The 24,341-nt window shown below is 68.6% G+C and carries 28 protein-coding genes; 17 read left to right on the top strand and 11 right to left on the bottom strand.

The window, feature by feature from the left end; translation table 11 throughout:
- The 3 genes from ABZ420_RS23400 to ABZ420_RS23390 form a co-directional block, all read left to right on the top strand.
- The coding region (locus ABZ420_RS23400) for a hypothetical protein (protein ID WP_357126318.1) at positions 1-447 on the top strand (447 nt) is incomplete at its 5' end.
- Between the two features lie 224 nt (positions 448-671).
- A complete protein-coding gene (locus tag ABZ420_RS23395; RefSeq protein WP_357126315.1) occupies positions 672-1,013 on the top strand; it encodes a hypothetical protein in 342 nt (113 codons plus the stop codon).
- Between the two features lie 30 nt (positions 1,014-1,043).
- Positions 1,044-2,330, top strand: coding sequence for an FAD-dependent monooxygenase (locus ABZ420_RS23390; protein WP_357126312.1), 1,287 nt, complete (start codon positions 1,044-1,046; stop codon positions 2,328-2,330).
- A gap of 63 nt (positions 2,331-2,393) precedes the next feature.
- Here the strand turns inward: ABZ420_RS23390 and ABZ420_RS23385 are convergent, their stop codons facing one another.
- Positions 2,394-3,248: a helix-turn-helix transcriptional regulator gene (locus tag ABZ420_RS23385; RefSeq protein WP_357126309.1), complete on the bottom strand. Its 855-nt coding sequence runs from the start codon at positions 3,246-3,248 to the stop codon at positions 2,394-2,396.
- 139 nt (positions 3,249-3,387) lie between these two features.
- On the opposite strand from ABZ420_RS23385, the gene ABZ420_RS23380 reads away from it, so the two are divergent.
- The 3 genes from ABZ420_RS23380 (at position 3,388) to ABZ420_RS23370 (ending at position 5,562) form a co-directional block, all read left to right on the top strand.
- Complete coding sequence (locus ABZ420_RS23380) at positions 3,388-4,437, top strand: aldo/keto reductase (RefSeq protein ID WP_357126306.1); 1,050 nt, start codon at positions 3,388-3,390, stop codon at positions 4,435-4,437.
- A gap of 26 nt (positions 4,438-4,463) precedes the next feature.
- On the top strand, positions 4,464-4,760 hold the full coding sequence (locus ABZ420_RS23375; RefSeq protein WP_357126303.1) for a putative quinol monooxygenase: 297 nt from the start codon (positions 4,464-4,466) through the stop codon (positions 4,758-4,760).
- 160 nt (positions 4,761-4,920) lie between these two features.
- The gene (locus ABZ420_RS23370; protein ID WP_357126300.1) at positions 4,921-5,562 is read left to right on the top strand and encodes a class I SAM-dependent methyltransferase; all 642 of its coding nucleotides are present in this window, start codon (positions 4,921-4,923) and stop codon (positions 5,560-5,562) included.
- Positions 5,563-5,671: 109 nt separating this feature from the next.
- On the opposite strand, the gene ABZ420_RS23365 is transcribed toward ABZ420_RS23370, so the two are convergent.
- Together ABZ420_RS23365 and ABZ420_RS23360 are read right to left on the bottom strand one after the other, a co-directional pair.
- A complete protein-coding gene (locus ABZ420_RS23365) occupies positions 5,672-5,824 on the bottom strand; it encodes a DUF6011 domain-containing protein (RefSeq protein ID WP_357126333.1) in 153 nt (50 codons plus the stop codon).
- A gap of 103 nt (positions 5,825-5,927) precedes the next feature.
- On the bottom strand, positions 5,928-6,572 hold the full coding sequence (locus ABZ420_RS23360) for a maleylpyruvate isomerase family mycothiol-dependent enzyme (protein ID WP_357126297.1): 645 nt from the start codon (positions 6,570-6,572) through the stop codon (positions 5,928-5,930).
- A gap of 68 nt (positions 6,573-6,640) precedes the next feature.
- Between ABZ420_RS23360 and ABZ420_RS23355 the strand changes: the two genes are divergently transcribed.
- The 4 genes from ABZ420_RS23355 to ABZ420_RS23340 all read left to right on the top strand — a co-directional run bounded on the left by ABZ420_RS23355 (position 6,641) and on the right by ABZ420_RS23340 (position 9,818).
- Positions 6,641-7,567, top strand: a complete 927-nt coding sequence (locus tag ABZ420_RS23355) for a MerR family transcriptional regulator (protein WP_357126294.1) — start codon at positions 6,641-6,643, stop codon at positions 7,565-7,567.
- A 172-nt stretch (positions 7,568-7,739) separates the two neighbouring features.
- Positions 7,740-8,156, top strand: a complete 417-nt coding sequence (locus ABZ420_RS23350) for a hypothetical protein (RefSeq protein ID WP_357126292.1) — start codon at positions 7,740-7,742, stop codon at positions 8,154-8,156.
- 169 nt (positions 8,157-8,325) lie between these two features.
- On the top strand, positions 8,326-9,282 hold the full coding sequence (locus ABZ420_RS23345; protein ID WP_357126289.1) for a serine/threonine-protein kinase: 957 nt from the start codon (positions 8,326-8,328) through the stop codon (positions 9,280-9,282).
- A 113-nt stretch (positions 9,283-9,395) separates the two neighbouring features.
- Positions 9,396-9,818 carry a hypothetical protein gene (locus ABZ420_RS23340; protein ID WP_040865270.1) on the top strand — a complete coding sequence of 141 codons (423 nt, stop codon included), beginning with the start codon at positions 9,396-9,398 and terminating at the stop codon, positions 9,816-9,818.
- Positions 9,819-9,925: 107 nt separating this feature from the next.
- Here ABZ420_RS23340 and ABZ420_RS23335 read toward each other — a convergent pair whose 3' ends face one another.
- Positions 9,926-10,849 (bottom strand): SDR family NAD(P)-dependent oxidoreductase, encoded by a 924-nt coding sequence (locus ABZ420_RS23335; protein ID WP_357126285.1) that lies wholly within the window; start codon positions 10,847-10,849, stop codon positions 9,926-9,928.
- 142 nt (positions 10,850-10,991) lie between these two features.
- Here ABZ420_RS23335 and ABZ420_RS23330 point away from each other — a divergent pair, with 142 nt between their 5' ends.
- Positions 10,992-11,855 (top strand): helix-turn-helix transcriptional regulator, encoded by an 864-nt coding sequence (locus ABZ420_RS23330; RefSeq protein ID WP_357126282.1) that lies wholly within the window; start codon positions 10,992-10,994, stop codon positions 11,853-11,855.
- Positions 11,856-12,044: 189 nt separating this feature from the next.
- On the opposite strand, the gene ABZ420_RS23325 is transcribed toward ABZ420_RS23330, so the two are convergent.
- Positions 12,045-12,656: a TetR/AcrR family transcriptional regulator gene (locus ABZ420_RS23325; protein WP_357126279.1), complete on the bottom strand. Its 612-nt coding sequence runs from the start codon at positions 12,654-12,656 to the stop codon at positions 12,045-12,047.
- A gap of 77 nt (positions 12,657-12,733) precedes the next feature.
- Here ABZ420_RS23325 and ABZ420_RS23320 point away from each other — a divergent pair, with 77 nt between their 5' ends.
- From ABZ420_RS23320 to ABZ420_RS23305, 4 genes are all read left to right on the top strand, one after another.
- The gene (locus ABZ420_RS23320; protein WP_357126276.1) at positions 12,734-13,741 is read left to right on the top strand and encodes a DJ-1/PfpI family protein; all 1,008 of its coding nucleotides are present in this window, start codon (positions 12,734-12,736) and stop codon (positions 13,739-13,741) included.
- A 102-nt stretch (positions 13,742-13,843) separates the two neighbouring features.
- Positions 13,844-14,566, top strand: a complete 723-nt coding sequence (locus tag ABZ420_RS23315) for an alpha/beta hydrolase (protein WP_357126273.1) — start codon at positions 13,844-13,846, stop codon at positions 14,564-14,566.
- Positions 14,567-14,607: 41 nt separating this feature from the next.
- A complete protein-coding gene (locus ABZ420_RS23310; protein ID WP_357126269.1) occupies positions 14,608-15,573 on the top strand; it encodes an alpha/beta hydrolase in 966 nt (321 codons plus the stop codon).
- A gap of 19 nt (positions 15,574-15,592) precedes the next feature.
- Positions 15,593-16,315, top strand: coding sequence for an alpha/beta hydrolase (locus ABZ420_RS23305; RefSeq protein WP_357126266.1), 723 nt, complete (start codon positions 15,593-15,595; stop codon positions 16,313-16,315).
- Positions 16,316-16,381: 66 nt separating this feature from the next.
- Here the strand turns inward: ABZ420_RS23305 and ABZ420_RS23300 are convergent, their stop codons facing one another.
- Positions 16,382-16,774 carry a helix-turn-helix domain-containing protein gene (locus tag ABZ420_RS23300; protein ID WP_357126263.1) on the bottom strand — a complete coding sequence of 131 codons (393 nt, stop codon included), beginning with the start codon at positions 16,772-16,774 and terminating at the stop codon, positions 16,382-16,384.
- Positions 16,775-16,871: 97 nt separating this feature from the next.
- Between ABZ420_RS23300 and ABZ420_RS23295 the strand changes: the two genes are divergently transcribed.
- Positions 16,872-17,732 carry an alpha/beta hydrolase gene (locus ABZ420_RS23295; RefSeq protein WP_357126260.1) on the top strand — a complete coding sequence of 287 codons (861 nt, stop codon included), beginning with the start codon at positions 16,872-16,874 and terminating at the stop codon, positions 17,730-17,732.
- 114 nt (positions 17,733-17,846) lie between these two features.
- Here the strand turns inward: ABZ420_RS23295 and ilvD are convergent, their stop codons facing one another.
- Positions 17,847-19,553, bottom strand: a complete 1,707-nt coding sequence (gene ilvD, locus ABZ420_RS23290; RefSeq protein ID WP_357126257.1) for a dihydroxy-acid dehydratase — start codon at positions 19,551-19,553, stop codon at positions 17,847-17,849.
- Positions 19,554-19,683: 130 nt separating this feature from the next.
- On the opposite strand from ilvD, the gene ABZ420_RS23285 reads away from it, so the two are divergent.
- Positions 19,684-20,064: a helix-turn-helix transcriptional regulator gene (locus tag ABZ420_RS23285; RefSeq protein ID WP_357126254.1), complete on the top strand. Its 381-nt coding sequence runs from the start codon at positions 19,684-19,686 to the stop codon at positions 20,062-20,064.
- On the opposite strand, the gene ABZ420_RS23280 is transcribed toward ABZ420_RS23285, so the two are convergent.
- The 4 genes from ABZ420_RS23280 to ABZ420_RS23265 form a co-directional block, all read right to left on the bottom strand.
- Positions 20,061-20,654 carry an ATP-dependent Clp protease proteolytic subunit gene (locus ABZ420_RS23280; protein WP_040865263.1) on the bottom strand — a complete coding sequence of 198 codons (594 nt, stop codon included), beginning with the start codon at positions 20,652-20,654 and terminating at the stop codon, positions 20,061-20,063. The genes ABZ420_RS23285 and ABZ420_RS23280 overlap by 4 nt on opposite strands.
- Positions 20,655-20,874: 220 nt before the next feature.
- Positions 20,875-21,480 carry an ATP-dependent Clp protease proteolytic subunit gene (locus ABZ420_RS23275; protein WP_040865262.1) on the bottom strand — a complete coding sequence of 202 codons (606 nt, stop codon included), beginning with the start codon at positions 21,478-21,480 and terminating at the stop codon, positions 20,875-20,877.
- 204 nt (positions 21,481-21,684) lie between these two features.
- Entirely contained in the window at positions 21,685-23,268 is a 1,584-nt protein-coding gene (locus ABZ420_RS23270; RefSeq protein ID WP_357126251.1) for a hypothetical protein, read from the bottom strand.
- A gap of 421 nt (positions 23,269-23,689) precedes the next feature.
- Entirely contained in the window at positions 23,690-24,280 is a 591-nt protein-coding gene (locus tag ABZ420_RS23265; RefSeq protein ID WP_357126248.1) for a TetR/AcrR family transcriptional regulator, read from the bottom strand.
- Positions 24,281-24,341 lie beyond the last annotated feature (61 nt).

Genomic DNA, 24,341 nt, shown 5'->3' with positions numbered 1-24,341 from the left:
CTGGTGGATATGGGCGACGCCGCGGTGCGCATCGAAACGGGCTGGTGCGTGCGCGCCATCGCCGACTACGAAATCCAGTTCGAGGACAAGCCGTCCCAGGCGGCCGCGGCGGTCGAGGCGATCATTCTCGGGGGCGCCGATGAGTATGTGATCACCGATGACGACGACCGATGGGTGGTGTATTCGGGGCAAGGATTCCCTGATGTCGCGACCCCCGCACATCACCTCGGGACGAAAGGCGGTTCGTCGGCTCCTGCCGTGGCGGTCGGCGTGACCGTGCCGCCAGGAGCTCGACCGAGCCGACCCGGCTGCGTCGGTGCAGCGTGCCCAGCCGTGGAGTCGGCCGGGCACGGCGGCGGTCGAATTCAGGCCACCGACCTTCGCGCGCATCGGCACCTTGTCGCGTCCGAAGCCGTTGGGTGGAACGTTGGGGATGGCTTTGGATAGATCGGCGAAAACGGGGATCAGGGATCGACGGCGCGGGCACGAAGGGGCGAGCGGGTACACGAGATTGTGCGGGAACGGTCGCAAATGACCCGCAAATTGCTCCGGAGCGGACCACCGGTCGACTTCCTCCCCGTTTCTGCACCTATTTGTCAATGCGCGACTTCTGGAGCGCAGAAAAGCAGCGTAGGATTCAACTAGGTCGGGACTGTATCTGGAGCCCTATCATGTTCGAGAGAAAGAATTCACACACGAAGTTCGCCCGGTTGGCGGCCGCCGCCAGCGGTATAGCCGCTGTCGCCGCGATTCCGGTCGTCGCAGCCGCGGCGCAAGCGCCCAGCGCGCACGCAACGACGCCTACCTCCGCAACCCAGCTCGTCGACAGCCCCGGTTGGGGTAACGGTGGCGGCTGGGGTAACGGCGGTGGCTGGGGTCGCGGCGGCGGCTGGGGTAACGGCGGCGGCTGGGGTAATGGTGGCGGTTGGGGTAACGGCGGCGGCTGGGGTGGGAATCCCGGCTGGTGGAATTGGTTCAACCCACCCGGCTGGGGTGGTTGGGGCAGCTTCTAGCGCCGGTGACCGAGCCCGGACACGCACAGCGTGCCGGGCTCGGTCGCATCGAGTACCGATCATGTGCAGCCAGGTTCGACCAATCGGGCTGAAACCGGTGACGAGATGAAGATTGTGTGTGTCGGTGGCGGGCCTGCCGGGTTGTACTTCGCCATTTCGATGAAGCGGCGCGACCCGGCGCATGACATCACGGTGATCGACCGCGATCCCCTCGGGTCCACCTATGGCTGGGGCGTCGTGTATTGGGACGACCTGCTCGACATTCTGTATCGCAACGACCCAGACAGCGCCCAGGCGGTGCGTGCCGGCTCAGTTCTATGGCGTGAACAAGCAATCCATGTGCGCGACGACCAGACCGCACATTTCGGAGGCTACGGGTTCAGCATGGGGCGCGCGGCATTGCTCGACGTACTTTCCCGGCGGGCGAGCGACTTGGGCGTCGATGTCCAGCACGGGCAAGAAGTCCACGATCTGTCCGGCTTCGTCGACACTGATCTCATCGTCGCCTCCGACGGCGCGAACAGCCGGGTGCGGCAGCTGGGAGATCCTCGTTTCGGCACGTCCGTCACACTCGGCGAGAATCGATATATCTGGCTCGGTACGGACAAGGTCTTCACCCGCTTCACCTTCGCCTTCGAGCACACCTCGGCCGGTTGGATCTGGTTCCATGCCTACCCGTCGGTTGCCGAAAAACTCAGCACTTGCATCGTCGAGTGCCAACCCCAGACTTGGCACGGACTGGGATTCGATTCCCTGGACAACTCGGAGAACTTGCGTGTTCTGGAGAACATATTCACGCGCCTTCTCGACGGTCACTCGTTGATCAGCAAGACGCGAGGCGAGTTCGCCAGGTGGACCCGGTTTCCCGAGATAACCAACAAGACCTGGTATCACGACAACGTGGTGCTACTCGGCGATGCAGCGCACACGACGCATTTCACCATCGGCTCGGGCACCCGGTTGGCAATCGTCGACGCCGTCGTGCTCGCACAGAGCCTGTACGAACACGCCGAGGTCGCCGACGCGCTGGAGAACTACGATGCGCAGCGGCGCGCTGCGCTGCGCCCGATCCAGGCCGCCGCCCGTACCAGCATGATCTGGTTCGAACACGCCGACCGGTATCTCGACCGCAGCGCCGTGCAGTTCGCCTATGCGATGGCGGCTCGGCACGGGCAGCAGATGCCGTGGCGCTACCAGCGACACCTGATCACCCAAATACCCGCTGTGCGCAAGATCCGGCGTGGTATCGACTCCGGACAGCGGTGGTGGCGGGCTGCCCGACGGGGAGAACTCGCGATGTATCAGGGGCGCCGGTAACGACCGCCGAGCGGCAAGACGAGTCCAAGGGCCGGGTGCTGATCGCTGTCCAGCACTGTGGTCTCAGGTCACCGGCCGCGTTTCCTCGGCCCAGCTCGCGAGTAGCCGTAAGGCGGTTTGCGAGGGTGAGCCCTCTTCGACCGTGTGAGCGATCAGCGCTTGGTCCGGATCGTCCGGGAGGCGCAGGGTTTCGAAGCCGAGGTCCAGTTCGCCGACCACCGGGTGCCGGTAGACGTACCGGCCGTGGGTCTTGTCCTTGAGCTGGTGCTCGGCCCACGCTTGCCGGAACTCGGGGCTGGCCGCCGAGAGTTCGTCGAGCAGCGCCGCCGTTTCCGGGTCTTCCGGGTGACGTCCGGCGTCGAGCCGCAGGTAGGCGGCCACGTCGCGGGTCTTCTCCGGCCAGTCTGCGTAGAGGCTGCGCATGCCCTCGTCCAGGAAGACCAGGCGGGCAAGGTTCCGCTGGGCGGGTGGTAGTGCGCCGAAGTCCGTGATCAGCGCGGCGGCGAGGCGGTTCCAGGCCAGGACGTCGGTGTTGCGGCCGACGATGTAGGCGGGCACGTCGGCGGCGGAATCCAGCAGCCGCCGCAACCCGGGCCGGACCTGCTGCGGCGCATCCGCGCGGTCTCCTTCCGACCAAGGTCGCGCGAGCCGGTAGAGGTGTTGCCGCTCGACATCGTTCAACCGCAGCGCCCGGGCGACCGCGTCCAGCACCGCTTCGGAGAAGTGCAGGGTGCGCCCCTGTTCCAGCCGCACGTAGTGGTCGACGCTGACTCCGGCGAGCTGCGCGAGTTCCTCCCGGCGCAGCCCGGGAACGCGGCGCCGACCGCCGTAGTCCGGCAAGCCGAATTCCTCGGGCCGCAGGCGGGCCCGCCGGGATCGCAGGAATTCGCCGAGTTCTGCCCGTCTGTCCAGTGGCATGTGGCCAGTATCCCCGCACCCGCTGGAAACGAACCTGGTCACGCGGTGCCCAGGCTGCGGCTGGCACTGGGTAGCCCTCGTCGCGGCGGTCAAGGTTGGAAACACGGAAACAACACCGAGAAGAAATGAGCATTGCGCTATGACCAACCTGACCCCGATCCCCCTCGGCACCACCGGCATGGACATCACCCGAATCGGCTTCGGTTCGTGGGCCGTTTCCGGCTCGGGCTGGACCTTCAGCTGGGGCGTCACGGACGACGCCGAGTCGGTCGCCGCGATCCGCCACGCGCTGGACTCGGGCGTCAACTGGATCGACACCGCCGCGGTGTACGGCCTTGGCCATTCGGAGGAACTGGTGGGCAAGGCCATCTCCGGCCTGCCGCAGGCCGACCGCCCGTACATCTTCACCAAGGTCGGCCTGGTCTGGGACCCGGAGAATCCGTCGGCCGCGCCTCGGCGGATCATGAAGCCCGCCAGCGTGCGCCGCGAGGTCGAAGACTCTCTGCGGCGGCTGGGCGTCGACCACATCGACCTCTACCAGGTGCACTATCCCGACACCGGCGAATCGCTGGAGTACGCGGGCGGCGGGTTCGGCGCGGTGTCGCCGAACGCCACCCCGCTGGAGGAGTACTGGCAGGTCATGGCCGACCTGAAAGCCGAGGGCAAGGTCCGGGCCATCGGATTGTCCAATCACACGCCCGATCTGCTCGAGGCCGCCGAGCGGATCGCTCACGTCGACGTCATCCAGCCGCCGTTCTCGGCGATCAACCGGTCGTCCGCCGCCGAGATCGCCTGGGCGCGCGCGCACGAGACCGGCGTGATCGTCTACTCGCCGCTGCAATCCGGCCTGCTCACCGGGGCCTTTTCCGCCGAGCGGGTGGCCGGTCTGCCCACCGAGGACTGGCGGAGGGCCCACCACGACTTCACCACCGGCCTGACCGCCAACCTCCAGTTGGCGGACGCGCTGCGCCCCATCGCGGCACGGCACGGCGCCACCGTCGCCGAGGTGGCCATCGCCTGGGTACTGGCCTGGCCCGGTATCACCGGAGCCATCGTCGGCGCACGCAGGTCCGACCAGGTCGACGGCTGGATCGGCGCGGAGTCGATGGCGTTGACGCCGTCGGACCTGGCCGAGATCGCCGCCGCGATCACCTCCTCCGGCGCGGGCACCGGTCCCGCTCTGCCGTGAACACCTCTACCGCACAGGAGATCACCATGTCGTTGACCGTCATCGCCGAATGCCTGGCCGCCCCCGGGCAAGAGGATCGCCTTCGCACCGCGCTGGAGGCGATGATCGAGCCTTCGCTGGAGGAGCCCGGCTGCCTGGATTACCGGCCCTACCTCGACCCGAACCACGCCGGCCGGATGGTGATCGTCGAGGAGTGGACCAGCGCGCAGGCCCTCGACGAACACTTCACGACCGCGCACTTCCGACACGTGAAGCAGGTGCTCGAATTCGTGCTCGCCGAGCCGATGATCATCCGCAAACTCGTCGCCGCCTCCACCGGGTGAACGTCGAGAGCCCCGCGCCGGAACCCCGACCGACAATTGCCATGTCACGAGTCGGGGTTCCGGACCGGGGCGAGACAACGGATTCGAAGTGGCCCGCAGGCCGGGAGTGATTCGCCGGTGCGGGGCGGAGCCGAGTTCGGAGGCCCTAGTGTGCTCGCTTGTGATCGAACCCTCCTCGCACCTCCGCGCGACGGCAGAAGCCTATGATGCCGTCGCCGTTCGCTATGCCGAACTCCCCCGCGACGATCTCGAGGCCATCGCACTGGATCGCGCGGTGCTCGCCGCGTTCGCCGAAGTCACACGGAGCGCTGATCCCGGACTCGTCGCCGAACTCGGGTGCGGCCCCGGACCTGTGACCGCGCACCTGCGAGACCTGGGACTGGACGTCTTCGGCGTCGACCTGTCACCGGTGATGATCGAGCTCGCCCGCGAGACCTACCCGCGGTTGCGGTTCGAGGTCGGTTCCATGGACGCCTTGGACCTGGGCGACGGCGTGCTGCGCGGCATCGTGTCCTGGTACTCGGTCATCCATGCCCCGCCGCAGGTCATCCCCTCGTACTTCGCCGAGTTCCATCGGGTGCTCGCCGCTGGTGGACACCTATTGCTCGCGTTCTTCGAATCGGAGAACGAGCCGGTGACGGTGTTCGACCACAAAGTGACGGCCGCCTACCGGTGGCCGATCGACGACCTCGCAAGGCTGGCTCGCGCCGCCGGATTCATCGAAATCGGCCGGATGCTGCGTGAACCGTGCGAGAACGAGCGGTTCCGCCGGGGCCACCTGCTGATGCGGCGAGGCGGATGACCCGTCTGGAACACCGGCGCGAGACGGGGACCGGGATCGCGGCCGCCGTCATGCGCACCCGACCCGTCTACCGATCAGCCGAGCCCGCCGACTGGCGACCGCCTCGCACTCACGCCGCGACCTCGAACAATGTCAGTTCTGCCGGACTCCGCGCGGACTCGGCGCGCTCCCGGGCGGCGCAAGTCGGCCCGATTCCCTGGGCGACCGATTGCGGCGACAGGAGCCAACCGTGACAGCGGCGGCAATGGGCGACCAGTCGCACCGTGGGGCGGTCATCAATGGTGGCCACTTCGTTCTCCTCTGGCCAGGTGACTACGTCGTCAGTTTGGCACGAGGCACCGACACGAACTCCGAATTCTCCTCGGCTACCGGGTGTTCAGTCGCGGGATGCCCTCGCCCGTGAGGTGTTCCTGCCCGGCGCGGCGACCGGTGACCAGTAGGAGCAGTGCGGCGGCCGGGCCTTCGACGAGAGGTCCCGAGCCGACGGCCCAACCGGTGTCGGTGGCGACGAGGTGATACCGGGACAGCTCGCGGGATCGGAATCCATTCGTGGCCCAGATTCTTTCGAGAGCCGATCGCGCGGCATCGACGGGCATCTGCCGGGTGATGCCGAGGGGCACCGCGATGTCCTGGCCGTGTACCAGCAGGTCCATCAGTCGATCGGCGGCGGTGGTGCCGATCGGCGTCGAGCGCAGAGTGATTCCCTCGCGCAGCGCGGCGAGCAACTGGGTCGGCGTTGCGCGGTCGGCCAGACGGATCGCGGTCTCCCGGATGGCGCGGTCGAAGTTGCCACGGGCGCGGAGCACGTTGACCAGAATCCAGCCGAGGCCGGGGTTCGCGGAGAGCACGATGTGGGCGACGACATCACGGACCCGCCAGCCTTCGCACAGGGAACCGTGGTTCCAGCCGGACTCCGGCAGAGTCTCCAGCAGTTCGATCAAACTCGCCCGTTCAGCGGCGACCGCTCGCCACATCTGGTCGGTGGTCATCGTCGCGCTACCGGTCATCATCGTGCTCCTTCTCAGCGGGGGTGTTCCAGTACGGTAGGAACTCCACCCGGGTGGAGGTTCCAGCAATCGTGACCGACGACACACGACATACCGGCTCGGTGAGTATCGGGGAGTTGTCGCGACTGACCGCCGTGCGGGTCCGGACCATCCGCTTCTATTGCGATCACGGGATCTTGGATTCGCACCGCACCACCGGCGGGCACCGAATCTTCGATTCCGCCACCGCGGTCGATCGTCTGCTGTTGGTGCGCAGGCTGCGTGCGCTCGGCGTCTCTTTGACCGCGATAGCGGACGTCCTCGCGGGCACCGTCTCCCTCGCCGACGCGGTCTCCGCCGAACGTCGTGCGCTGGACGTCGAACTGGCCGCGTTGACATGGCGGCGTGCCTCGTTGCGGGCTGTCGAAGACGCCGCGTCAACCCAACGGGCCGCTCGCTTGGAAACGCTGGCCGCGGTGCAGGACCGCCACCGCACACATGACGCGATCGTGGCGTTCTGGCGACGCGTACTCACCCCCATCCCACCGGGCCTGCTCGACGAGTTCGTCGCGATGAACGTGCCCGGCCTGCCGGACGACCCCCCTGCCCAGCAGATCGCCGCCTACGCCGAACTGGTCTCTCTCACCGCCGATCCCGCGCTCCACGTCGCTGTGTCACGCCAGTTCTGGCGATCGAACCGGACCGTCATCCGCCACCGGCGTGAACTCCTCACCGGGATCGCTCAGGCATGCCAGGCCGCCGGTCACCGGCTGCTCACCCACCAGCCACCTCGGCCCGGCCCCGAACTCGACCAGTTCGTCGACGCCCACGCCGCCGCCCGCGGCACCCGCGACACACCACAGTTCCGCCTCGAACTGCTCAGCGGCGCAACCGACACCGATCACCGCATCCACCGTTACTGGCACCTCACCGACCGGATCACCCACGCCCCCACCGTCGGCGCCGCGCATCATTGGCTCTACCTCGCACTGACCCGATCCGTCGACGCACCCGGCTGACCGCGCGGTGCCGGGAGCACCTCGACGTCCGTGCCTCGCCTCGACGCAGCCTGCCCCCGCCGCCGCGGGACGATGTCGTCCGGTCCTCCGTCTGCGCAGGTCCGCCCGCATAGCTGCCGATTAATCGCAGCCGCATGAGATCTCGCACACGTCCTGAGGAAAGATGATGGCCATGACCGCATCTCGACTGTTTCGTTCATTGGTGGGTGCCGTGCCCGCGGTGCTCGCCGTCGTCAGCTTCACCGCCGCCGGAGGGGTCGCGACCGCCCAAGCCGCGCCCGGCATTCCTTCGGTCCCCGGTGTGGTGCAGCGCCTGCAGATCGCCCCTGGCCAGAACCACATCGATGCCAGTGGCAACGTCGCACAGGGCAAGGCCGACAGCTATTCCATCGCCACGGCGCCGGGGCAGCGCCTGAGCTTCGACGTCACCGGCAATGCCCGCGTCTCGGTGGCCCCGTTGATCGGGCCGCAGGTCGCCAACGAGGTCCCGCATGCCGATCTCGTCGCCGACGGCAACGACTACCAGGTCGTCGTCTCCTCCGCCGACGGCGGGCCGGCCGGTTACACCCTGACGATCACCGCCGTCTGACGCCCACCTGTTGCCTGCCGGCCTGAGGTGTTCGCACCACAAACCTTCAGGTCGGCGGGGAAGCATGCCCACTAGCTCCGACAGAGACCTGCCGCCATGGTGCAGTGCCGTTGGGCACACGTAGGCAAACCCCGGCGTGCGAGCCCGTGCGGCGAACTATGGTGAGGCGGTGCTGCTAGAACCAGGTGACCAGTTCGCGGGATTCATCGTGCGGGGCCCGCTCGGACACGGGGGCAGCAGCGCGGTGTACCTGGCCGAGGATCCGGAATGGTCGCGGCCGGTGTCGTTGAAGATCCTGGGGCCCGAAGACAGCCGATCGCCCGAGGCGCGCGCTCGATTCGTGCACGAGTTCGACATCTTGTCGGCGCTGCGGCACCCCGACATCGTGCGCATGTATACGCACGGTGAAACCGACGGCAGGCTGTGGTCGGCGCACGAGTACGTGGCAGGTGCGACGGGTTCGACGTTGGTGCCACATCGGCACCCCGATCTGCGGCAGGCGCTCCATGTACTGAGGCATGTCGCGGCCGGACTCGACTTCGCCCACGCCAACGGGGTGGTCCATCTCGACGTTAAGCCGGCGAACGTGCTGGTCGGCACGGACGAGCCCGCGACGGTCAAGATCTCGGACTTCGATTCGGCCCGGTGGCTGCACCGGCCCGAGCCGCCTTTGTCGTCCAATGGTTTCGTCGTCGTTTCGGTGCCATACGCCGCGCCGGAGCTGCTGCGAGCGGAGACCGTGTCCCCGGCGACGGACCAGTACGCACTGGCCTGTTCGGCCATCGAACTGCTCACCGGTCACACACCGTTCGCTCGCGTGAACCTCATGGCCACCGCCGAGGCCCAGTTGCACGAGCCGCCTCCCGCACTCTCCGCGCGCCACCGCTGGATCCCGCCCGAAGTCGACGCGATCCTGCACCGGTCGCTCGCCAAGGACCCCGGTGACCGCTACGACTCGTGCGGCGAGCCCATCCGCCTGCTCACCGAGGCACTCCGCGACATCGATCCCCGGCCCCTCGCCCCCATACTGAACCGCTTGAAAGTGACGTTCACTCGATCGCAGCTGAGGAATCTCACGGTCGGACGGATCGGGGGCAAAGCGTTCAGCGATCGCCTCATGCGCTGAACAAGGTAGTGCCGTTCTCAACCATCCGCTCGCCCCGAACCCTCGCCCGCACGTGGTGCGGTGGTTTTGCCGGTTTCCTTGCGAGCAGGCGGTGCGGCGGTCACGCTGAAAGTATGCGGACCCGCGATATCGAGGTCGGGTGCACCTATATGGTGCTGGTCCCGCAGCGCCTGCCGCGCAGTCGATACCCCGATTGCGACCAGCCGGGCTCGCTCACTTGGGCGTGGTCGTGGCTGCGCGGCGGCCGGTTCCGGCTCACTGTCACCAGGGTCGATCACACCAGCGATCCGATCACCGTCGAGGGCCTGCGGATCACCGCGAACTCGCGCATCGCGGTGATGCTGACTCCCGAGCAAGCCGATGCCCTCGGATTACCGGACGGGGTGTTCCGGGTGCGCGGGACCTTGTTCGACGGCGAGGACCGGCCCGTGCGCCTGCCCGAGGTCGAACCGCTGCGGGTCCCGGCCCGCTGGCTGCGACCGGTCGAGCAGCCCTGCTTCACGCACCGCGACATCGACTGCTTCCCCTACCTGTGAGCTGAGCCGCGATCGGCGGGTCACCCTCGCACTGGGACTGCTTACTTCGCTGTCGGCCGCCGGTTCCACCGGCTAGGAGTCCCCGGCGAGTCGGACGGGTTCTCGGCTCACGCGGCATAGGGCGCGATGAAACGCTCCAGAGCTTTCCAGAGTTCGGCTTCGCGCCGCGGGTCGTACGACTCCTCCGACGAGCGGGTCACCCGGTCGCGGTCGACATAGGCGCCGGTCGGTGCGGCGGTGGCGCCGAGGACGACGTCCGCGAGACAGCGCCCGGCGGCGGCGGGGCTGGTCGCGAACCGCGTCCGGGTCAGCAGCGGCAGGATACGGCGCATCGCGAACCGGGACGCCGGACCCGCGTTGCGGGCGAGGTCGGTGCCGGGGACGAACCCCGGGTTGAAGCCGACGGCATCGATCCCGGTCCGCAGGCGGCGCGCGTACTCGTGCACGAGGTAGATGGCGGCGAGTTTGCTCGTCGAGTACGCGGTGCGTCCGGCGGCGGTGCCGCGCGGCTCGGGAAACGCGCCGGGACGGGCGAGGACATCGGGTGAACGCCAGACCGGGCCGGGCACCATCCCCATGTTGTGCGCGAAGTCGCCGAAATGGGTGTCGCTCACCGTGATCACGATCCGGGCCGGGGTATGGAAGCGGTCCTCCAGCAGGCGGACGAACAGATGGTTGGCCAGCACGTTGACGGCGAAGGTCGACTCGAATCCGCCGGGCCCCTCGGTCAGCGCGTTCGTGTATTGGATCCCCGCGTTGCCCACGAAACCGTGCAGCGGTGGCAACTCGCCCCTGTCGAGCCTGCCGCGAATCTCGACCGCGGCCGAACGCACACTGTCCGGCACACCGAGGTCGACGGCGACGTGCGACACCCGGCGCCCGATCCCGCCGAGTTCGGCGGCCAGTCGTGCGCCGGTGGACCCGCGGGCGGCGACGACGAGATGCGCCTGCGGCGCCTCCCGGAGAATGCGCTCCGCGGCGCCACGGCCGATCCCGCGACTCGCCCCGGTCATCACGATGGTCGACGGCATGGGAACCTCCCGCATTGGTTTCCGATAGCCCGATCGGGCGTCTCCATAGTCACCGCCGCGGCCCTCGGCAACCAGTGCCACGCCCGTCACCTGGACTGGCAGTACCCAGGCTGGTCCGGCCCGCGGCGGCGAGAATGAAGGCGTGACTTCCGCTCGCTCCGATTTCGGCGAACTCCTGCACACCTGGCGGGATCGCCTGTCGCCTGCCGACGCCGGCTTCGCGGTGACGCGCGGCCGCCGCGCTCCTGGACTGCGCCGGGAGGAGCTCGCGCAGCTCGCGGGGCTCTCGGTGGACTACATCTTGCGCTTGGAGCAAGGCCGGGCGCGTAACCCTTCGGCGCAGGTGGTCGGCGCCCTCGCGCGAGCCCTGCAGCTCTCCCGGGCCGAGCGCGACGAGCTGTACCGCGGAGCCGGGCTCCTGCCGCCCCAGGACGGGACGATCGGCACCCACGTGCCCCCGGGCATCCAACGGCTCACCGCGCGTCTCGGCGACGTCCCGATCGGGGTCTTCGCCGCCGACTGGACGCTCGTGTGGTGGAACGGCATGTGGAGCGCCCTGCACGGTGACCCCTCGATGGTCCCGGTCGGGGAGCGCAACCTGGCGCGGGCCGTTTTCGGCGCGGGCGCGGCGCGCACCTCGGTCCGTCCCTTCCGGTCCGACCGCGCGGAAGGCGCGTTCGCGGCCTCGATCGTCGCCGATCTGAAGGACGCGGTGTCCCGCTACCCCGCCGACGCCCGGCTCGATCGCCTCGTCCACGATCTGCGGGCCACGTCCGAGGCCTTCGCCCAGCTCTGGACGACGGCGACCGCGTCCCAGCACACGAGCGACCGGAAGACGATCCGACACCCCGAGATCGGCGACATCTCCCTCGACTGCGACGTCCTCGTCGTTCCGGGCGCGGACCTCCGCATGGTCACGTACACGGCCGCGGCCGGAAGCGACGACGCGGGGAAGCTGGATCTGCTCCGCGTCACGAACGGCCGGGCGGCGGGCACGCTTCCCTGAACCAGGGCGAGCCGGACGACGAGGTGACGTCGTACGGCGCTCGCTGTACGGCAGGTCGAGACACGCCTGACGGCCGGAGGATCAGCGCGGCGGCGTCCTGCGCTTCGGCGGGTCGGAACGAGCCGACGCCCGCAGGGCGCACACCTGCACTCGGGCGGAGACCGATGGCGGCCGATGTCCTCGACCGGGTCAGTGCACGAGCTGGTCGGCCCAGGCCGGTGGCAGCGCCGCACTCGACACATCGGCGATCTCGTGCAGCCGCTGCGCGGGAAATCCCAGGCGGCTCAATTGGATCAGCCCCTGGGCGACCACCACGACATTGGCGCTGACAGCCGAGAGCGTGGCTTCGTCGTCGTCTCCGGCCTCGCGCATCGCGGGTCGCAGCCGGTCGGCGACGCCCTGTTCCATCTCCGTGGTGGTCCGGCTGCCGATGGTGGCGACTTCGGGTATCCGGCCGGCGAGCTGGGCGATGCTGTTGATCATCAGGCAACCTCGCCGATCCGGCTGCGCGGCGCAGTCTTCGATGATCGCCTGGTACAGCCCGCGCACCGCGGAGCGGGCCGAACCGCGCGCCGAACCGATGGCCTCGCGGACCAGCCGCGTGCGGCGCCGGCAATAACGTTCGAACGCGGCCAGGAACAGACCCTGCTTGCTGCCGTAGGCGGCGTAGATGCTTCCGTTCCCGACGCCGGTCGCCAGCGAGACGTCCTCCACCGATGTGCTGTCGAAACCTTTCGACCAGAACAGCTCGGTCGCGGCGTCGAGCAGGTTCGATTCGTCGAACTGGCGCGGCCGTCCCATGGGCTCACCGTACCAATCGGTGTGCGAGGTCCGGCACATCACTTGTTCTGGAGCCGTACCTCCATAATACTGTTGACATGTCCTACAACTTCGCCGCTCCGCCCAGCAAACGTGTGGGCATCCTGCTGTTCGACGGCGTGAAGATGCTCGACTTCGTCGGGCCCGCGGAGGTCTTCGTCGAGGCGAACCAGTCGGTGGCGGGGTACGAGGTGGTCCTGGTCTCGGCCGATGGCAAGGACGCGCAGACCTCGATCGGCGCGCGGGTCGAGGTGAGCTGCGCGGCCGAGGACTCGGGCCGTTTCGACACGGTGGTGATCCCGGGAAGCGAACTGCCACCCGGCAAATTCGTGACTCCCGAGGTGCTGGCCGCCGCGCGGCATCTCTCCTGCAACACGCGGCGACTGGCGTCCATCTGCAGCGGCGCGTTCGTGCTGGCCGATCTGGGCCTGTTCGACGGCAGGCGGGCGACCACCCACTGGAAATTCGCGACCGAACTGGCGCGGCGCTACCCGGCGATCCAGGTGGATCCGGACGCGATCTTCGTGCGGGACGGTAATCTGTACAGCTCGGCGGGGGTCGCCGCGGGCGTCGATCTGGCGCTGGCGCTGGTCGAAGAGGACCACGGCGCCGACGTCACCCGGCACGTCGCCCAGTCGCTCGTGGTGCACATGCAGCGCGCCGGCGGTCAATCCCAGTTCTCCGCGTCGCTGAGCGGACCGGCGCCGCGCAGCCCACTGGTTCGCGGAGTCGTGGACCTCATCTGCGCCGACCCGGCGTTTCCGCACACCGTCCAGACACTGGCCGCCCACGCGCGCGTCAGCGTCCGGCATCTGACCCGGCTGTTCCGCGCGGAACTCGAACGCTCGCCCGCGGAGTACGTCGCGTTCATCCGTTTCGGAACGGCCCGGGACATGCTGCACGCCGGATACAGCGTGACGGAGGCCGCCATGGCCGCGGGCTACGGCACCAGCGAGGCGTTGCGTCGCGCGTTCGTGACCCGTCTGGGCATCTCCCCGCGCAAGTACCAGCAGCGCTTCCGGTCGACCGCCCGCACGGATCTGGTGCTGGAGCAGGCCGTGTCCTGATCAGAGGCTTTTGTGGCCCGTGGGGAGGGGCGCGAAGCGGGGCGTGCGGCCGAGACTGAGTCGGCCGCAGCGCCACTTGCGAGCGCTGGAGAAAGGAACACCATGTCAGCCCCGGCAAGTCCGACCATCGTCCTGGTGCACGGCGCCTTCGCCGACGCCGCGAGCTGGGCCCCCGTCACCGAACGGTTGCTCGACCGAGGCCATCGCGTCCTGGTCCCCCCGGTGTTCAATCGCAGCCTGTCGGCCGACGCGGCCTACATCAAGTCGTTCGTGGAGCAGATCGACGGGCCCGTGCTGCTGGCCGGGCATTCCTATGGCGGCGCGGTCATCACCGTGGCCGGCGTCGCCGACAACGTCATGGGCTTGGTCTACGTGTCCGGCTATGCCCTGGAGGAAGGCGAGAGCCTCGGGCAGTTGCAGGGCGGGTTCCCGGATTCCGACCTGGCGGCCAACCTTGTCTACGCGCCGTACCCGATCGAAGGCGCCGAGCCCGGCACGGATGTCTCGGTCGACATCGCCGCATTCCCCGAGATCTTCGCCGCGGGCCTCGATCCGGCGAAGGCCGCGGTCCTCGCGGTCTCGCAACGGCCGTTGTCGGCGATCGCGTTCGGCGAGCCCGCCTCGGCGGCCGCGTGGAAGACGAAACCGGCGTGGGGCATCGTGTCCAGCGCCGACCACACGATCAATCCCGACGTCGAGCGATTCGGCTACAAGCGCGCCGGATTCCGCGCCGTGGTCGAGATCGACGGACCACACCTGGTGATGCAGACCCACCCTGACGAGGTCGTGGCCGTCATCACAGACGCGATCGCCCACTCGGCCTGAGCCACAAAAGTTCCCACCACCTTTACGAGAGAGGCACGATCATGTCAGGAAACCCGCTGGGTATCTCGCTCGAACCGGCGGCGCAGGAGTTCGTCGACGCGACCTCGCAGCCGCCGTTCCTCTACCAGCTCGCGCCCGAGGAGGGCCGCAAGGCGGTGGACTCCGTGCAGGACGCGCCGATCTTCAAGCCCGAGATCGACGAGGAGTGGATCACCGTCGAGGGCGGGCCGACCGGCTCCGTGCGGGTCCGGATCGTCAAGCCGCAAGGCGTCACCGAGACGCTGCCGGTGATCGTGTACACCCATGGCGCGGGATGGGTGTTCGGCGACGCCCATACCCATGACCGCCTGGTGCGCGATCTGGCCGTAGGCGCCGGCGCCGCCGTGGTGTTCCCCGAATACGATCGGTCGCCGGATGTGCGCTACCCGGTGGCCAACGAGCAGTCCTACCGGGTTGCCCAGTGGGTCACCGCCAACGGCGCGGAGAAGGGCCTCGACTCGTCCCGGATCGCGATCGCGGGTGACTCGGTCGGCGGCAACATGGCCATCGCGCTGACCCTGATGGCCAAGGAGCGCGGCGACGTCTCCTTCGTGCAGCAGGTGCTGTTCTACCCGGTGACCGACGCCAACTTCGACACCGGCTCCTACCAGCAGTTCGCCGAGGGGTACTTCCTCACGCGCGAGGGCATGAAGTGGTTCTGGGATCAGTACACCACCAGCGCGGACGAGCGCGCGCAGATCACCGCCTCGCCGCTGCGGGCGACCACCGAGCAGCTGGCCGGGCTGCCGCCCGCGCTGGTGATTACCGCCGAAGCCGACGTGCTGCGCGACGAGGGCGAGGCCTTCGCGGGCAAGTTGCGCGCCGCGGGCGTGCCGGTCACGCAGGTGCGCTACGGCGGCATCGTCCACGACTTCGTGATGGTCAACTCGCTGCACGACACCCATGCCGCCAAGGGCGCGGTAGCGCAGGCCGTCGCGACGCTGCGGTCCGCCCTGCACCCTGCCTGACCTCGAAGGGACCACACTCGTGAGCACCGATACTTCCGCGCCGACCATCGTGCTTGTCCACGGTGCGTTCGCTGACTCCTCCAGCTGGAACGGGGTTGTCGAACGGCTACGCGCACAAGGGCATTCCGTGATCGCGGCCGCCAACCCGCTGCGCGGCCTCGACAGCGACGCCGCCTATGTGGCCTCGGTTCTCGACTCCGTGGAAGGGCCGTGCGTTCTGGTCGGCCATTCCTACGGCGGGAGCGTCATCACGGTCGCTGCCGCTGGGAAGTCGAATGTCGAAGCGCTCGTCTACGTCGCCGCGTTCATCCCCGACGAGGGCGAGAGCGCACTGCAATTGACCGACAAGTTCCCCGGATCGACGCTCGGGCCGACCACGCGGCCCGCCTCCTACCCGCTTCCGGACGAAGGCACCGGCACAGAGCTCTATATCCGGCAGGAGGAGTTCCACCAGCAGTTCGCCGCCGACGTGCCCGCCGCCACCGCCGAACTGATGGCCGCGACCCAGCGGCCGGTAGCCCTGGACGCCTTGCAGCAGCCCGCGACCGCCACCGCCTGGCGGAACATCCGGTCGTACGCGCTGATCACAAGCGAGGACAAGAACATTCCAGTGGAAGCGCAGCGATTCATGGCCGAGCGCGCGGGAGCCGAGGCTGTCGAGGTCGCGGCCTCACACGCCGTGTCGGTGTCCACGCCTGACGTGGTCGCTGCCCTGATCGCCCGGGTGGCGGCAGGCGAGTAGTACGGCCTCGGGAGCTCCGCGCGGCATGGATTTCGCTCCGCGCGGGGCTGCTGGGCCCATCGATGGTCAGGGCGTCTGGTCAGCACGGAAGCGGTCGATGTCCGCCATGTGCGTTTCGGCCCAGTCCCGCAGTGCCGCGAGCCGAATCTCCAAGGACGAGCCGAGATCCGTGATCGAGTAGTGCACCTGCGGCGGCACGGTCGGTTCGACGCGCCGCGCGACCAGTCCGTCGCGCGTCAGATTCCGCAGGGTGACCGAGAGCATCTTCTGTGAAATGCCAGGCATACGCCGCTGGAGCTCTGCGAAACGCACCTCCCCCGGCGCGGCCTCGGCAAGCAGTTTCACCACCATCGACACCCACTTGGTGCCGATCCGATCGAGCAAACGCCGCGTCGGACAGCCTGGATCGAACAGATCGCCACGAACGCCGGGGCGCTTACGCGAAGGAGGGGTAGTCACTCGGGGTTCACCACCTGAGTCGAAAGTGCCTTCTTGGCAGGGGACCGGAGCTTACCTACCGTCACCTGGTAACCCGAAGTGACCAGGAGTTGTGGTGTTGTCGACATCTTCCGACATTGTGATCCGGCGAATCGCGACCAACGGCATCGAGACCGATGTCGCGATCGCCGGGCACGGGCCTGCCGTACTGCTCTTGCACGGATTCCCGCACACCTGGCAACTGTGGCGCGACGTGATCGGGCCGCTGGCGAGACGACATCGGGTGATCGCGCCCGACCTCCGTGGCCTCGGAGCAGCTACCCGAGCGGCCGATGGTTACGACGCGGCGAATCTGTCCGCCGATGCCGAAGGATTGCTGGACGCGCTCGACGAGCCCGCCGCGGCCGTCGTCGGTATCGATGCGGGGACACCGCCCGCTTTCCTGCTGGCCGTGCGCCGGCCCCAACGGGTGCGTCGGCTGGTGCTGATGGAATCTCTGCTGGGTACGCTGCCCGGCGCCGAAGCGTTCTCGGCGGGCGCGCGACCGTGGTGGTTCGACTTCCACGCGGTGCCCGGCCTCGCTGAAAAGGTGCTCGCGGGAAACGAATCCGAGTACATCGATTGGTTCCTGCGGGCCGGTACTCTCGGCCGCGGTGTACGCAGCCCGATCCGGGAGGCCTTCATCGACGCCTACAACGATCCCGCGGCACTGCGGTGCGCGTTCGAGTACTACCGCGCCATGCCGACCAGTGCCCAGCAGATCCGGGACGCGGTGCGCGGCTGTCGCCTCACCGTCCCGACCATGGCTGTCGGCGCGCATCCGGTGGGCGACGCGCTGGCCCGCCAATTGACCCCCATCACCGACGATCTGACCCACCACCTGATCCCGGACTGTGGTCACATCATCCCGCTCGACGCGCCGGACGCACTGGTGCCGCTGCTCACCGAGTTCCTCGCGGCCGAACGAGGTTCGTGCTGACCGAGTTCGCACAGCCGAGCCCGGTCCCGCCGGACCTGGCACCGAATCCGACGACGCAATACGCGATTCGGGCGCGGCTGCCGGCGGTGTGACCACGAGACGGCCGTGCCGCCCTCAGTCGCAGACGGCCCCGATCGAGGCCGAGCCCACCAGCTTCGTGTATTTGGCCAGGACACCGCGGGTGTAGCGGGGCGGCAGGGGTTTCCAGCCTTCGCGACGGCGGGCGAGTTCTTCGGCGTCGACCAACAGGTCGAGGGTGCCCGCGGCGACATCGAGGCGGATCTGGTCGCCGTGGCGCACGAAGGCGATCGGGCCGCCGTCCACGGCTTCCGGTGCGACGTGCCCGACACACAAGCCGGTGGTGCCGCCGGAGAAGCGTCCGTCGGTGAGCAGCAGAACGTCCTTGCCCAGTCCCGCGCCTTTGATCGCCGCGGTGATGGCCAGCATCTCGCGCATCCCGGGACCGCCTTTCGGGCCCTCGTACCGGATGACGACCACGTCACCCGCCGCGATCGTGCCGTCCTCGAGCGCGTCCATCGCTGCGCGTTCCCGGTCGAAAACCCGGGCCGTGCCGGTGAATACGTCGGAGTCGAAGCCCGCCGACTTGACGACGGCGCCATCCGGCACGAGCGAACCGGACAGGATGGTGATGCCACCGGTCGGATGGATCGGCGACGCCATCGCCCGGATCACCTTGCCGTCGGGATCCGGCGGAGTGATGTCGGCCAGGTTCTCCGCCACCGTCTTTCCCGTCACGGTCAGGCAGTCGCCGTGCAGCAAACCGGCATCGAGCAAAGCCTTCATCATGACCGGCACGCCGCCGATCCGGTCCACGTCGGTCATCACGTGCTGACCGAAGGGTTTGACGTCGGCGAGGTGCGGCACGCGGCGGCCGACGCGCGCGAAATCGTCCAGCGATAGATCGACGTTCGCCTCGTGCGCGATGGCCAGCAGGTGCAGCACCGCGTTGGTGGAGCCGCCGAACGCCATGACGACCGCGATCGCGTTCTCGAAGGCGGGTTTGGTGAGGATGTCGGAGGGGGTGATGCCCTGCCGGATCAACTCGACCACGGCCTCGCCGCTGCGCCGGGCGTAACCGTCGCGACGACGATCGGTCGCGGGCGGCGCCGCGCTGCCGGGCAGCGACATGCCCAGCGCTTCGGCCGCGCTGGCCATGGTGTTGGCGGTGTACATGCCGCCGCAGGCGCCCTCACCGGGACAGATCGCCCGTTCGATGGCGGCCACGTCCTCGCGGCTCATCAGCCCGCGGGCGCAGGCACCGACCGCTTCGAACGCGTCGATGATCGTCACCTCACGCTCGCTGCCGTCGGAGAGCTTGGCGATGCCGGGCAGGATCGACCCCGCGTACAGGAACACGCTCGACAGGTTCAGCCGGGCCGCGGCCATCAGCATCCCGGGCAGTGATTTGTCGCAACCGGCCAGCAGCACCGAACCGTCGAGCCGCTCGGCCTGCATCACCGTCTCGACGCTGTCGGCGATCACCTCGCGCGAGACCAAGGAGAAGTGCATCCCCTCGTGCCCCATGGAGATGCCGTCGGACACCGAGATGGTGCCGAACTGCATGGGAAAGCCGCCACCGGAGAAGACGCCATCCTTGGACGCCTGGGCGAGCCGGTCCAGGGACAGATTGCACGGCGTGATCTCGTTCCACGAGGAGGCCACGCCGATCTGCGGCTTCTCCCAGTCCTCGTCGCCCATGCCGACCGCGCGCAACATCCCTCGGGCGGCGGTCTTCTCCAGGCCGTCGGTGACGTCGCGGCTGCGCGGCTTGAGATCGGAGACCTTCGAATTCTCGGGCATGGTTTCCCATCATGCTCGCCTCCGCTCGGATTACGACGGCGACCACGCCGAATCCGCCCAAATCGCCGCACCCGTCCGCCCAGAGCGTAATGCCGGGCAGACCCACGCTCCGGGACCGTACGCTCTGCTCATGAGCGAGCACCCGAGACTTCACTCGATTCCCGGTGGACGCGACGACCGGCCGCAGGTCCCGGCGACGCCCACGGAACCCCTGTGGCGCGAGGTGCTCGGCGAACAGTTGCGCACCCTGCGGCAGGACCGCAGCGAGACACTGGTCGAAACCGCCCGGCGGGCAGGCATTTCCCCGCAGTACCTGTCCGAGGTGGAGCGGGGCCGTAAGGAGCCGTCGAGCGAGATGATCGCCGCCCTGGCCGGATCCCTCGGCACCACGCTGGGTGAGCTCACCGGCCAGGTGGCGGACGAACTCCGCGCCCGCCGCCGGTTCGCCTTCTTGCAGCGGTCGGCGCCGCGTTCCGGCGCCGGGCCCACGCTCATGGCCCTGGCGGCCTAGTCCCGCCGCCCCAAGACCTGATCGACGAGGCCGTATTCGACCGCGGCCGAGGCGGTGAAGACCCGGTCGCGGTCGGTGTCGCGCCGGAGCCGCTCCACCGTCTGCCCGGTGTGCCGCGACAGGATCGACTCGATCTCCGCCCGCATCCGCACCAGCTCGTCGGCCTGAAGGATCAGATCCGGGATCGTTCCCTGCCCGCGCGCGGCGGGTTGGTGCAGTACCGCCCTGGCGTGCGGGAGCATGGCGCGGCGGCCGGGCTCACCGCCCGCCAGCAACACCGCACCGACCGCGATCGCCTGACCGACGCAGGTGGTCTGCACAGGCGACTGGATGTGCTGCATGGTGTCGTACACCGCGAGCATGGAGGGAAGATCGCCGCCCTCGCAGTTGATGTACAGGTTGATCTCCTGCTCGGGGCTCTCCGATTCCAGGTGCAGCAGCTGCGCGATGAGCGCGTTGGCCACGCCCGAGTCGATCGGCGTACCGAGGTAGACGATGCGCTCGGCGAGCAGGTGGGAGTAGATGTCGGTGATCCGCTCGCCGCCGCGTGGATGCTGCGCGATCACATTGGGAATGGTGTAAGTACTCATAATGTGTCCCTTCCGGCATGAGCGGGGCCCTCCGTGGTCACGCTGCGCTGCCGCCTCCGGGCCTGACCGCTCACGCGGTGTCCACTTCCGGCATGAGCGGGGCCCTCCGTGGTCACGCTGCGCTGCCGCCTCCGGGCCTGACCGCTCATGCGGTGTCCACTTCCGGCATGAGCGGGGCCCTCCGTGGTCACGCTGCGCTGCCGCCTCCGGGCCTGACCGCTCATGCCGAGATCCCGATTCGCTGGCGTTGCGGGACGATCTGCCCGAACGAGTCGACGATGTGGTCGATGAAGCCGTACTCCTTGGCTTGCGTGGCGGTGAACCAGCGGTCGTGCAGCGAATCCTCGTAGATCCGGTCGAACGGCTGGCCGGTGTCCTCGGCGATGATGCCGAGCACCGTGTCGACGGTGTAGCGCAGATCGTCGGCCTGGACCTCGACGTCGACGGCGGTGCCGCCGATGCCCGCCGACCCCTGGTGCATCAGCACCCGGGCGTGCGGCAGGGCGAAACGCCTGCCCTTGCTCCCCGACGACAGCAGGAATTGTCCCGCGCTGCAAGCCAATCCGAGCGCGAGCGTGGAGACCTCACACGGCACCAGCCGCATCACGTCGCGGATGGCGAGCATCGAGGGAACCGATCCGCCCGGCGAGTGGATCCACAGCGAGATGCCCGCGTCCGGGTCCTCGGCGGCGAGTGTGAGCAGCTGGGTCATCAGCAGCGTCCCGTTGTCGTCGTCGAGCGCGCCGTCGAGCACGACTATGCGGCGGCTGAGCAGTTGTTCTCGCGCCCGCCAGCTGAACATCGGGGTCTTGTCATCGTGAGCCATGGCTCCACGGTGCCGCACACGCGGCGCCGAACCGCTCCCTCGCTGCCCTCGGCAGATCCGCTCTCAGCAGTCGAGCCACGGTCCGTCGACGCCGTGAGCGGCCTCCTGACGGCAGCGGCGACCCGATCCCCGAGCGGTGCGTCGAAGACGCCGATGCCCGCCCGCGCGTAGCGCGCGGGCGGGCATCGTCGAAGACGGGGCTCGCTAGGACTCGCGGCCCGCTGTAGAGGCGGAACGCTGCCTGCTCGCTGCACGAGCGCGGCGGCGTTCGGCCTGCAACTCGGCGAGTTCCTGCTCCAGGATGTCGGCGACGCGGAATGAACCGGTGTCGTAGATATCCGGGGTGCGGGCTGTCGGCGGCTGCGCGACGTCGGGCTTGGGAGCGTCCTTGCCGTTCTTGGGCTCCGGCGCCGGACTGTCGCTCTTCACCTCGGCCGACGGGCGCCGGGCGACTGCCGGGAGTTCGGCCGTCGGAACCTCCGCCGCGGAGACTGTGGTGTTCGGCTTGGCCGAAGACGGCTGCCGGACGACCACCTTCGCCGCGGTGGGCTCTTCGACGGGCACCCGCGCGGCGGGCCGGTCCTCGGACTTGGCCGCCGCAACCGGTGCGGGCGCGACAGGCTCGCTCGCGACGAGCTTTTTGCCGTTGGTGGGCGCGTGGCCGTTGGCGGCGATCGTGACGTCGGCGTCTTCGACCTTCACCGGCGTCGTCGGACGCGTCTGGAAGACTTCCATCGCGTCGAGGTCTTCGATGGACTCGGGCAGCACCGGCTTGCGCGGCGTCTCGACCGGCGGCCGCTTCTTCTCGACCTGCGCCACGACCTCGGGCTGCTCTTCGAATTCCACCTGCGCGCCGTTGGTTTCGACGGCCTCCACCGCCTCCGGCTCGACGACCTCCACCGGGGGCGCCACCACGGCGGGCTGCGGTTCGGGGATCACGTGCTCATGCGGGATGCCCGGAGCCTCCTGCGCCACCGGCATCCGGTATCGGGGCAGCGTGAGCCGGATCTGCTCGGCCGGGTCGGGCAGGTCGCGGACCTGCTCGGTGGCCCTGGCGATGGCGAGGCCGTAGCGGGCGCTGGCCGCGTCGTGGATGAGCAGCGCGACACCGATCATCACCGGCGCGATGGCGTGCACGGCCGCGTCGTACCAGGCGCCCATGCGCAGGTAGGGGTAGGTGTTCAGGCTGACCGTCAAGGCCAGCAGGGCCATTTCGGCGGTCGCTACCTGGCGGCGGTTGTCCACCACGCCCCATTCGGCGACCTTGTTGGTGCCGATCATGATGATGATCAGGCAGACGCTGATCATGCCTTCGAGCAGGTAGCTGAACCAGTACAGCGGATCGGTCGCGCCACCGGGAGCGATGTTGTGCTGGACGTTGACCGCCGACCACAGCATGCCCGCCGCGACGACACCGGCCAGCGCGCGCAGCGACCAGGACCGATGCCGGTAGAGCGAGGCCAGCTTCGCGTGCGGGCTGGATTCGCGTCGTTGCGCGGCAATCGCCTTGCGGGCGAGCAGGAGGTCTCGCATGTCGGCCTTCTCGATCGCTTCGGTGGTCTGCCTTGCGCGGTCGGATGCCGCGGCGGCAGCCTGCGCCTCTTTCCAGCGCTGTGCGCGCTCCTGGGTGCGAATCCGTTCGGCGAGCTCACGTTCGGCATACAGTTCGTCCTCCGACAGCGCCTCGGTCAGCGCCGGATCGAACTGGTAGGCGAGCCGTCCACGGGCCTTCTCGACCCGCCTCGCCAGCTGTGTAACCTCGTCCTCGATGGGATGTTCGATGACCATCAGCGCTCCCCGCACGGGAGAGTCGATGGCAGACAAGTGATCACGTATGGCAACGGCACGTTTCATTCATAGTCGATCCACCGCTACTGGCGAAACTGTTCATTTGCCATCTCACCCAACTATTCGGCGCGCCGCGGCCGACACACGCGGCACGAGGTGATTTCCCTCGGGTCGCAGGCACTTCTTCGCCGCCGCGCACCAGACCATTGATCGCTCTATGCTGGAGTGGCGCGCTTTCCCTTCGCGGCGGCGCGTGCGCTCCCGCAGCGCGTTCGGATACGCCGGTGCCGCCGAGATTCGCCCCTCGGCGGCACCGGGCCCGGCCACTCTCCGCACCGGCCCTCGGCCCGCGGGTATTTCCGGTGTACTCCACCGAATCGCCGATGAGTTTCGCAGGGCGATTCCCGGGCGGGCGAACCGCTCAGCTTTCGGCGTCCACCGAGTCGAGCACCCGGGTCAACGTGTCGAACAGCAGCCGGTCCAGCCGGTCCTGGTCTACGTCGTCGCGCGACAACCACTGCACCGTGAGGTCCTCGGCCATCGCCCACCACGATCGCACCACCAGGCGCTCGGCGGTCGACCGCGCGGGCCTGCCGAGCGCGGCGAACACCCGATCGGTCAGCTCGTCGTGCATCCGCTCCATGATCGACTCGAGCACCGGATCCTGCCCGGCGGCGCGAAGCAGTCGCACCAGCGGTCCACTGCGCCTGCGCATGTAGCCGACGAAATTGGCGATCATCGACGCGAGCGGGTCGGCGGCGTCCGGGTCGGGGCCGGTACCGCGCAGGAATCGCTGCGACGCGGCGTGCACGAGCTGTGCGTAGTAGTCCTGCTTGGTGGGGAAATAGTGGAAGAGCAGCCCGCGCGAGATGCCCGCCTGCTGCGCGACCGCGTCGATGGTGATCTGGTGCCATGGGCGATCGATCAGCATGCCCAGACCGATGCCGATCAGTTGTCTGCGCCGGTCGTCCGCCGAGCGTCGGCCGCTCGCCTGCACGGCAACCTCGGTCATCCACCCTCCTCTATTGAGCAATGCTCAACAATATGCTACCAATGGACTCGACCGGAAGTTG

This window comes from Nocardia sp. NPDC005745 (genome assembly GCF_040630775.1).
Lineage (GTDB): Bacteria > Actinomycetota > Actinomycetes > Mycobacteriales > Mycobacteriaceae > Nocardia.
The sequence above is the reverse complement of the archived record's forward strand: the minus strand, read 5'-3'. Positions and strand labels throughout refer to the sequence as shown.

What these genes read in the sequence shown, in the direction of transcription:
- ABZ420_RS23395 (WP_357126315.1), top strand. Translation starts at nt 672, where the DNA reads ATGTTCGAGAGAAAGAATTCACACACGAAGTTCGCCCGGTTGGCGGCC.
- ABZ420_RS23385 (WP_357126309.1), bottom strand. Translation starts at nt 3,248, where the DNA reads ATGCCACTGGACAGACGGGCAGAACTCGGCGAATTCCTGCGATCCCGG.
- ABZ420_RS23380 (WP_357126306.1), top strand. Translation starts at nt 3,388, where the DNA reads ATGACCAACCTGACCCCGATCCCCCTCGGCACCACCGGCATGGACATC.
- ABZ420_RS23375 (WP_357126303.1), top strand. Translation starts at nt 4,464, where the DNA reads ATGTCGTTGACCGTCATCGCCGAATGCCTGGCCGCCCCCGGGCAAGAG.
- ABZ420_RS23360 (WP_357126297.1), bottom strand. Translation starts at nt 6,572, where the DNA reads ATGATGACCGGTAGCGCGACGATGACCACCGACCAGATGTGGCGAGCG.
- ABZ420_RS23350 (WP_357126292.1), top strand. Translation starts at nt 7,740, where the DNA reads ATGACCGCATCTCGACTGTTTCGTTCATTGGTGGGTGCCGTGCCCGCG.
- ABZ420_RS23340 (WP_040865270.1), top strand. Translation starts at nt 9,396, where the DNA reads ATGCGGACCCGCGATATCGAGGTCGGGTGCACCTATATGGTGCTGGTC.
- ABZ420_RS23335 (WP_357126285.1), bottom strand. Translation starts at nt 10,849, where the DNA reads ATGCCGTCGACCATCGTGATGACCGGGGCGAGTCGCGGGATCGGCCGT.
- ABZ420_RS23325 (WP_357126279.1), bottom strand. Translation starts at nt 12,656, where the DNA reads ATGGGACGGCCGCGCCAGTTCGACGAATCGAACCTGCTCGACGCCGCG.
- ABZ420_RS23320 (WP_357126276.1), top strand. Translation starts at nt 12,734, where the DNA reads ATGTCCTACAACTTCGCCGCTCCGCCCAGCAAACGTGTGGGCATCCTG.
- ABZ420_RS23315 (WP_357126273.1), top strand. Translation starts at nt 13,844, where the DNA reads ATGTCAGCCCCGGCAAGTCCGACCATCGTCCTGGTGCACGGCGCCTTC.
- ABZ420_RS23310 (WP_357126269.1), top strand. Translation starts at nt 14,608, where the DNA reads ATGTCAGGAAACCCGCTGGGTATCTCGCTCGAACCGGCGGCGCAGGAG.
- ilvD (WP_357126257.1), bottom strand. Translation starts at nt 19,553, where the DNA reads ATGCCCGAGAATTCGAAGGTCTCCGATCTCAAGCCGCGCAGCCGCGAC.
- ABZ420_RS23285 (WP_357126254.1), top strand. Translation starts at nt 19,684, where the DNA reads ATGAGCGAGCACCCGAGACTTCACTCGATTCCCGGTGGACGCGACGAC.
- ABZ420_RS23280 (WP_040865263.1), bottom strand. Translation starts at nt 20,654, where the DNA reads ATGAGTACTTACACCATTCCCAATGTGATCGCGCAGCATCCACGCGGC.
- ABZ420_RS23275 (WP_040865262.1), bottom strand. Translation starts at nt 21,480, where the DNA reads ATGGCTCACGATGACAAGACCCCGATGTTCAGCTGGCGGGCGCGAGAA.
- ABZ420_RS23270 (WP_357126251.1), bottom strand. Translation starts at nt 23,268, where the DNA reads ATGGTCATCGAACATCCCATCGAGGACGAGGTTACACAGCTGGCGAGG.
- ABZ420_RS23265 (WP_357126248.1), bottom strand. Translation starts at nt 24,280, where the DNA reads ATGACCGAGGTTGCCGTGCAGGCGAGCGGCCGACGCTCGGCGGACGAC.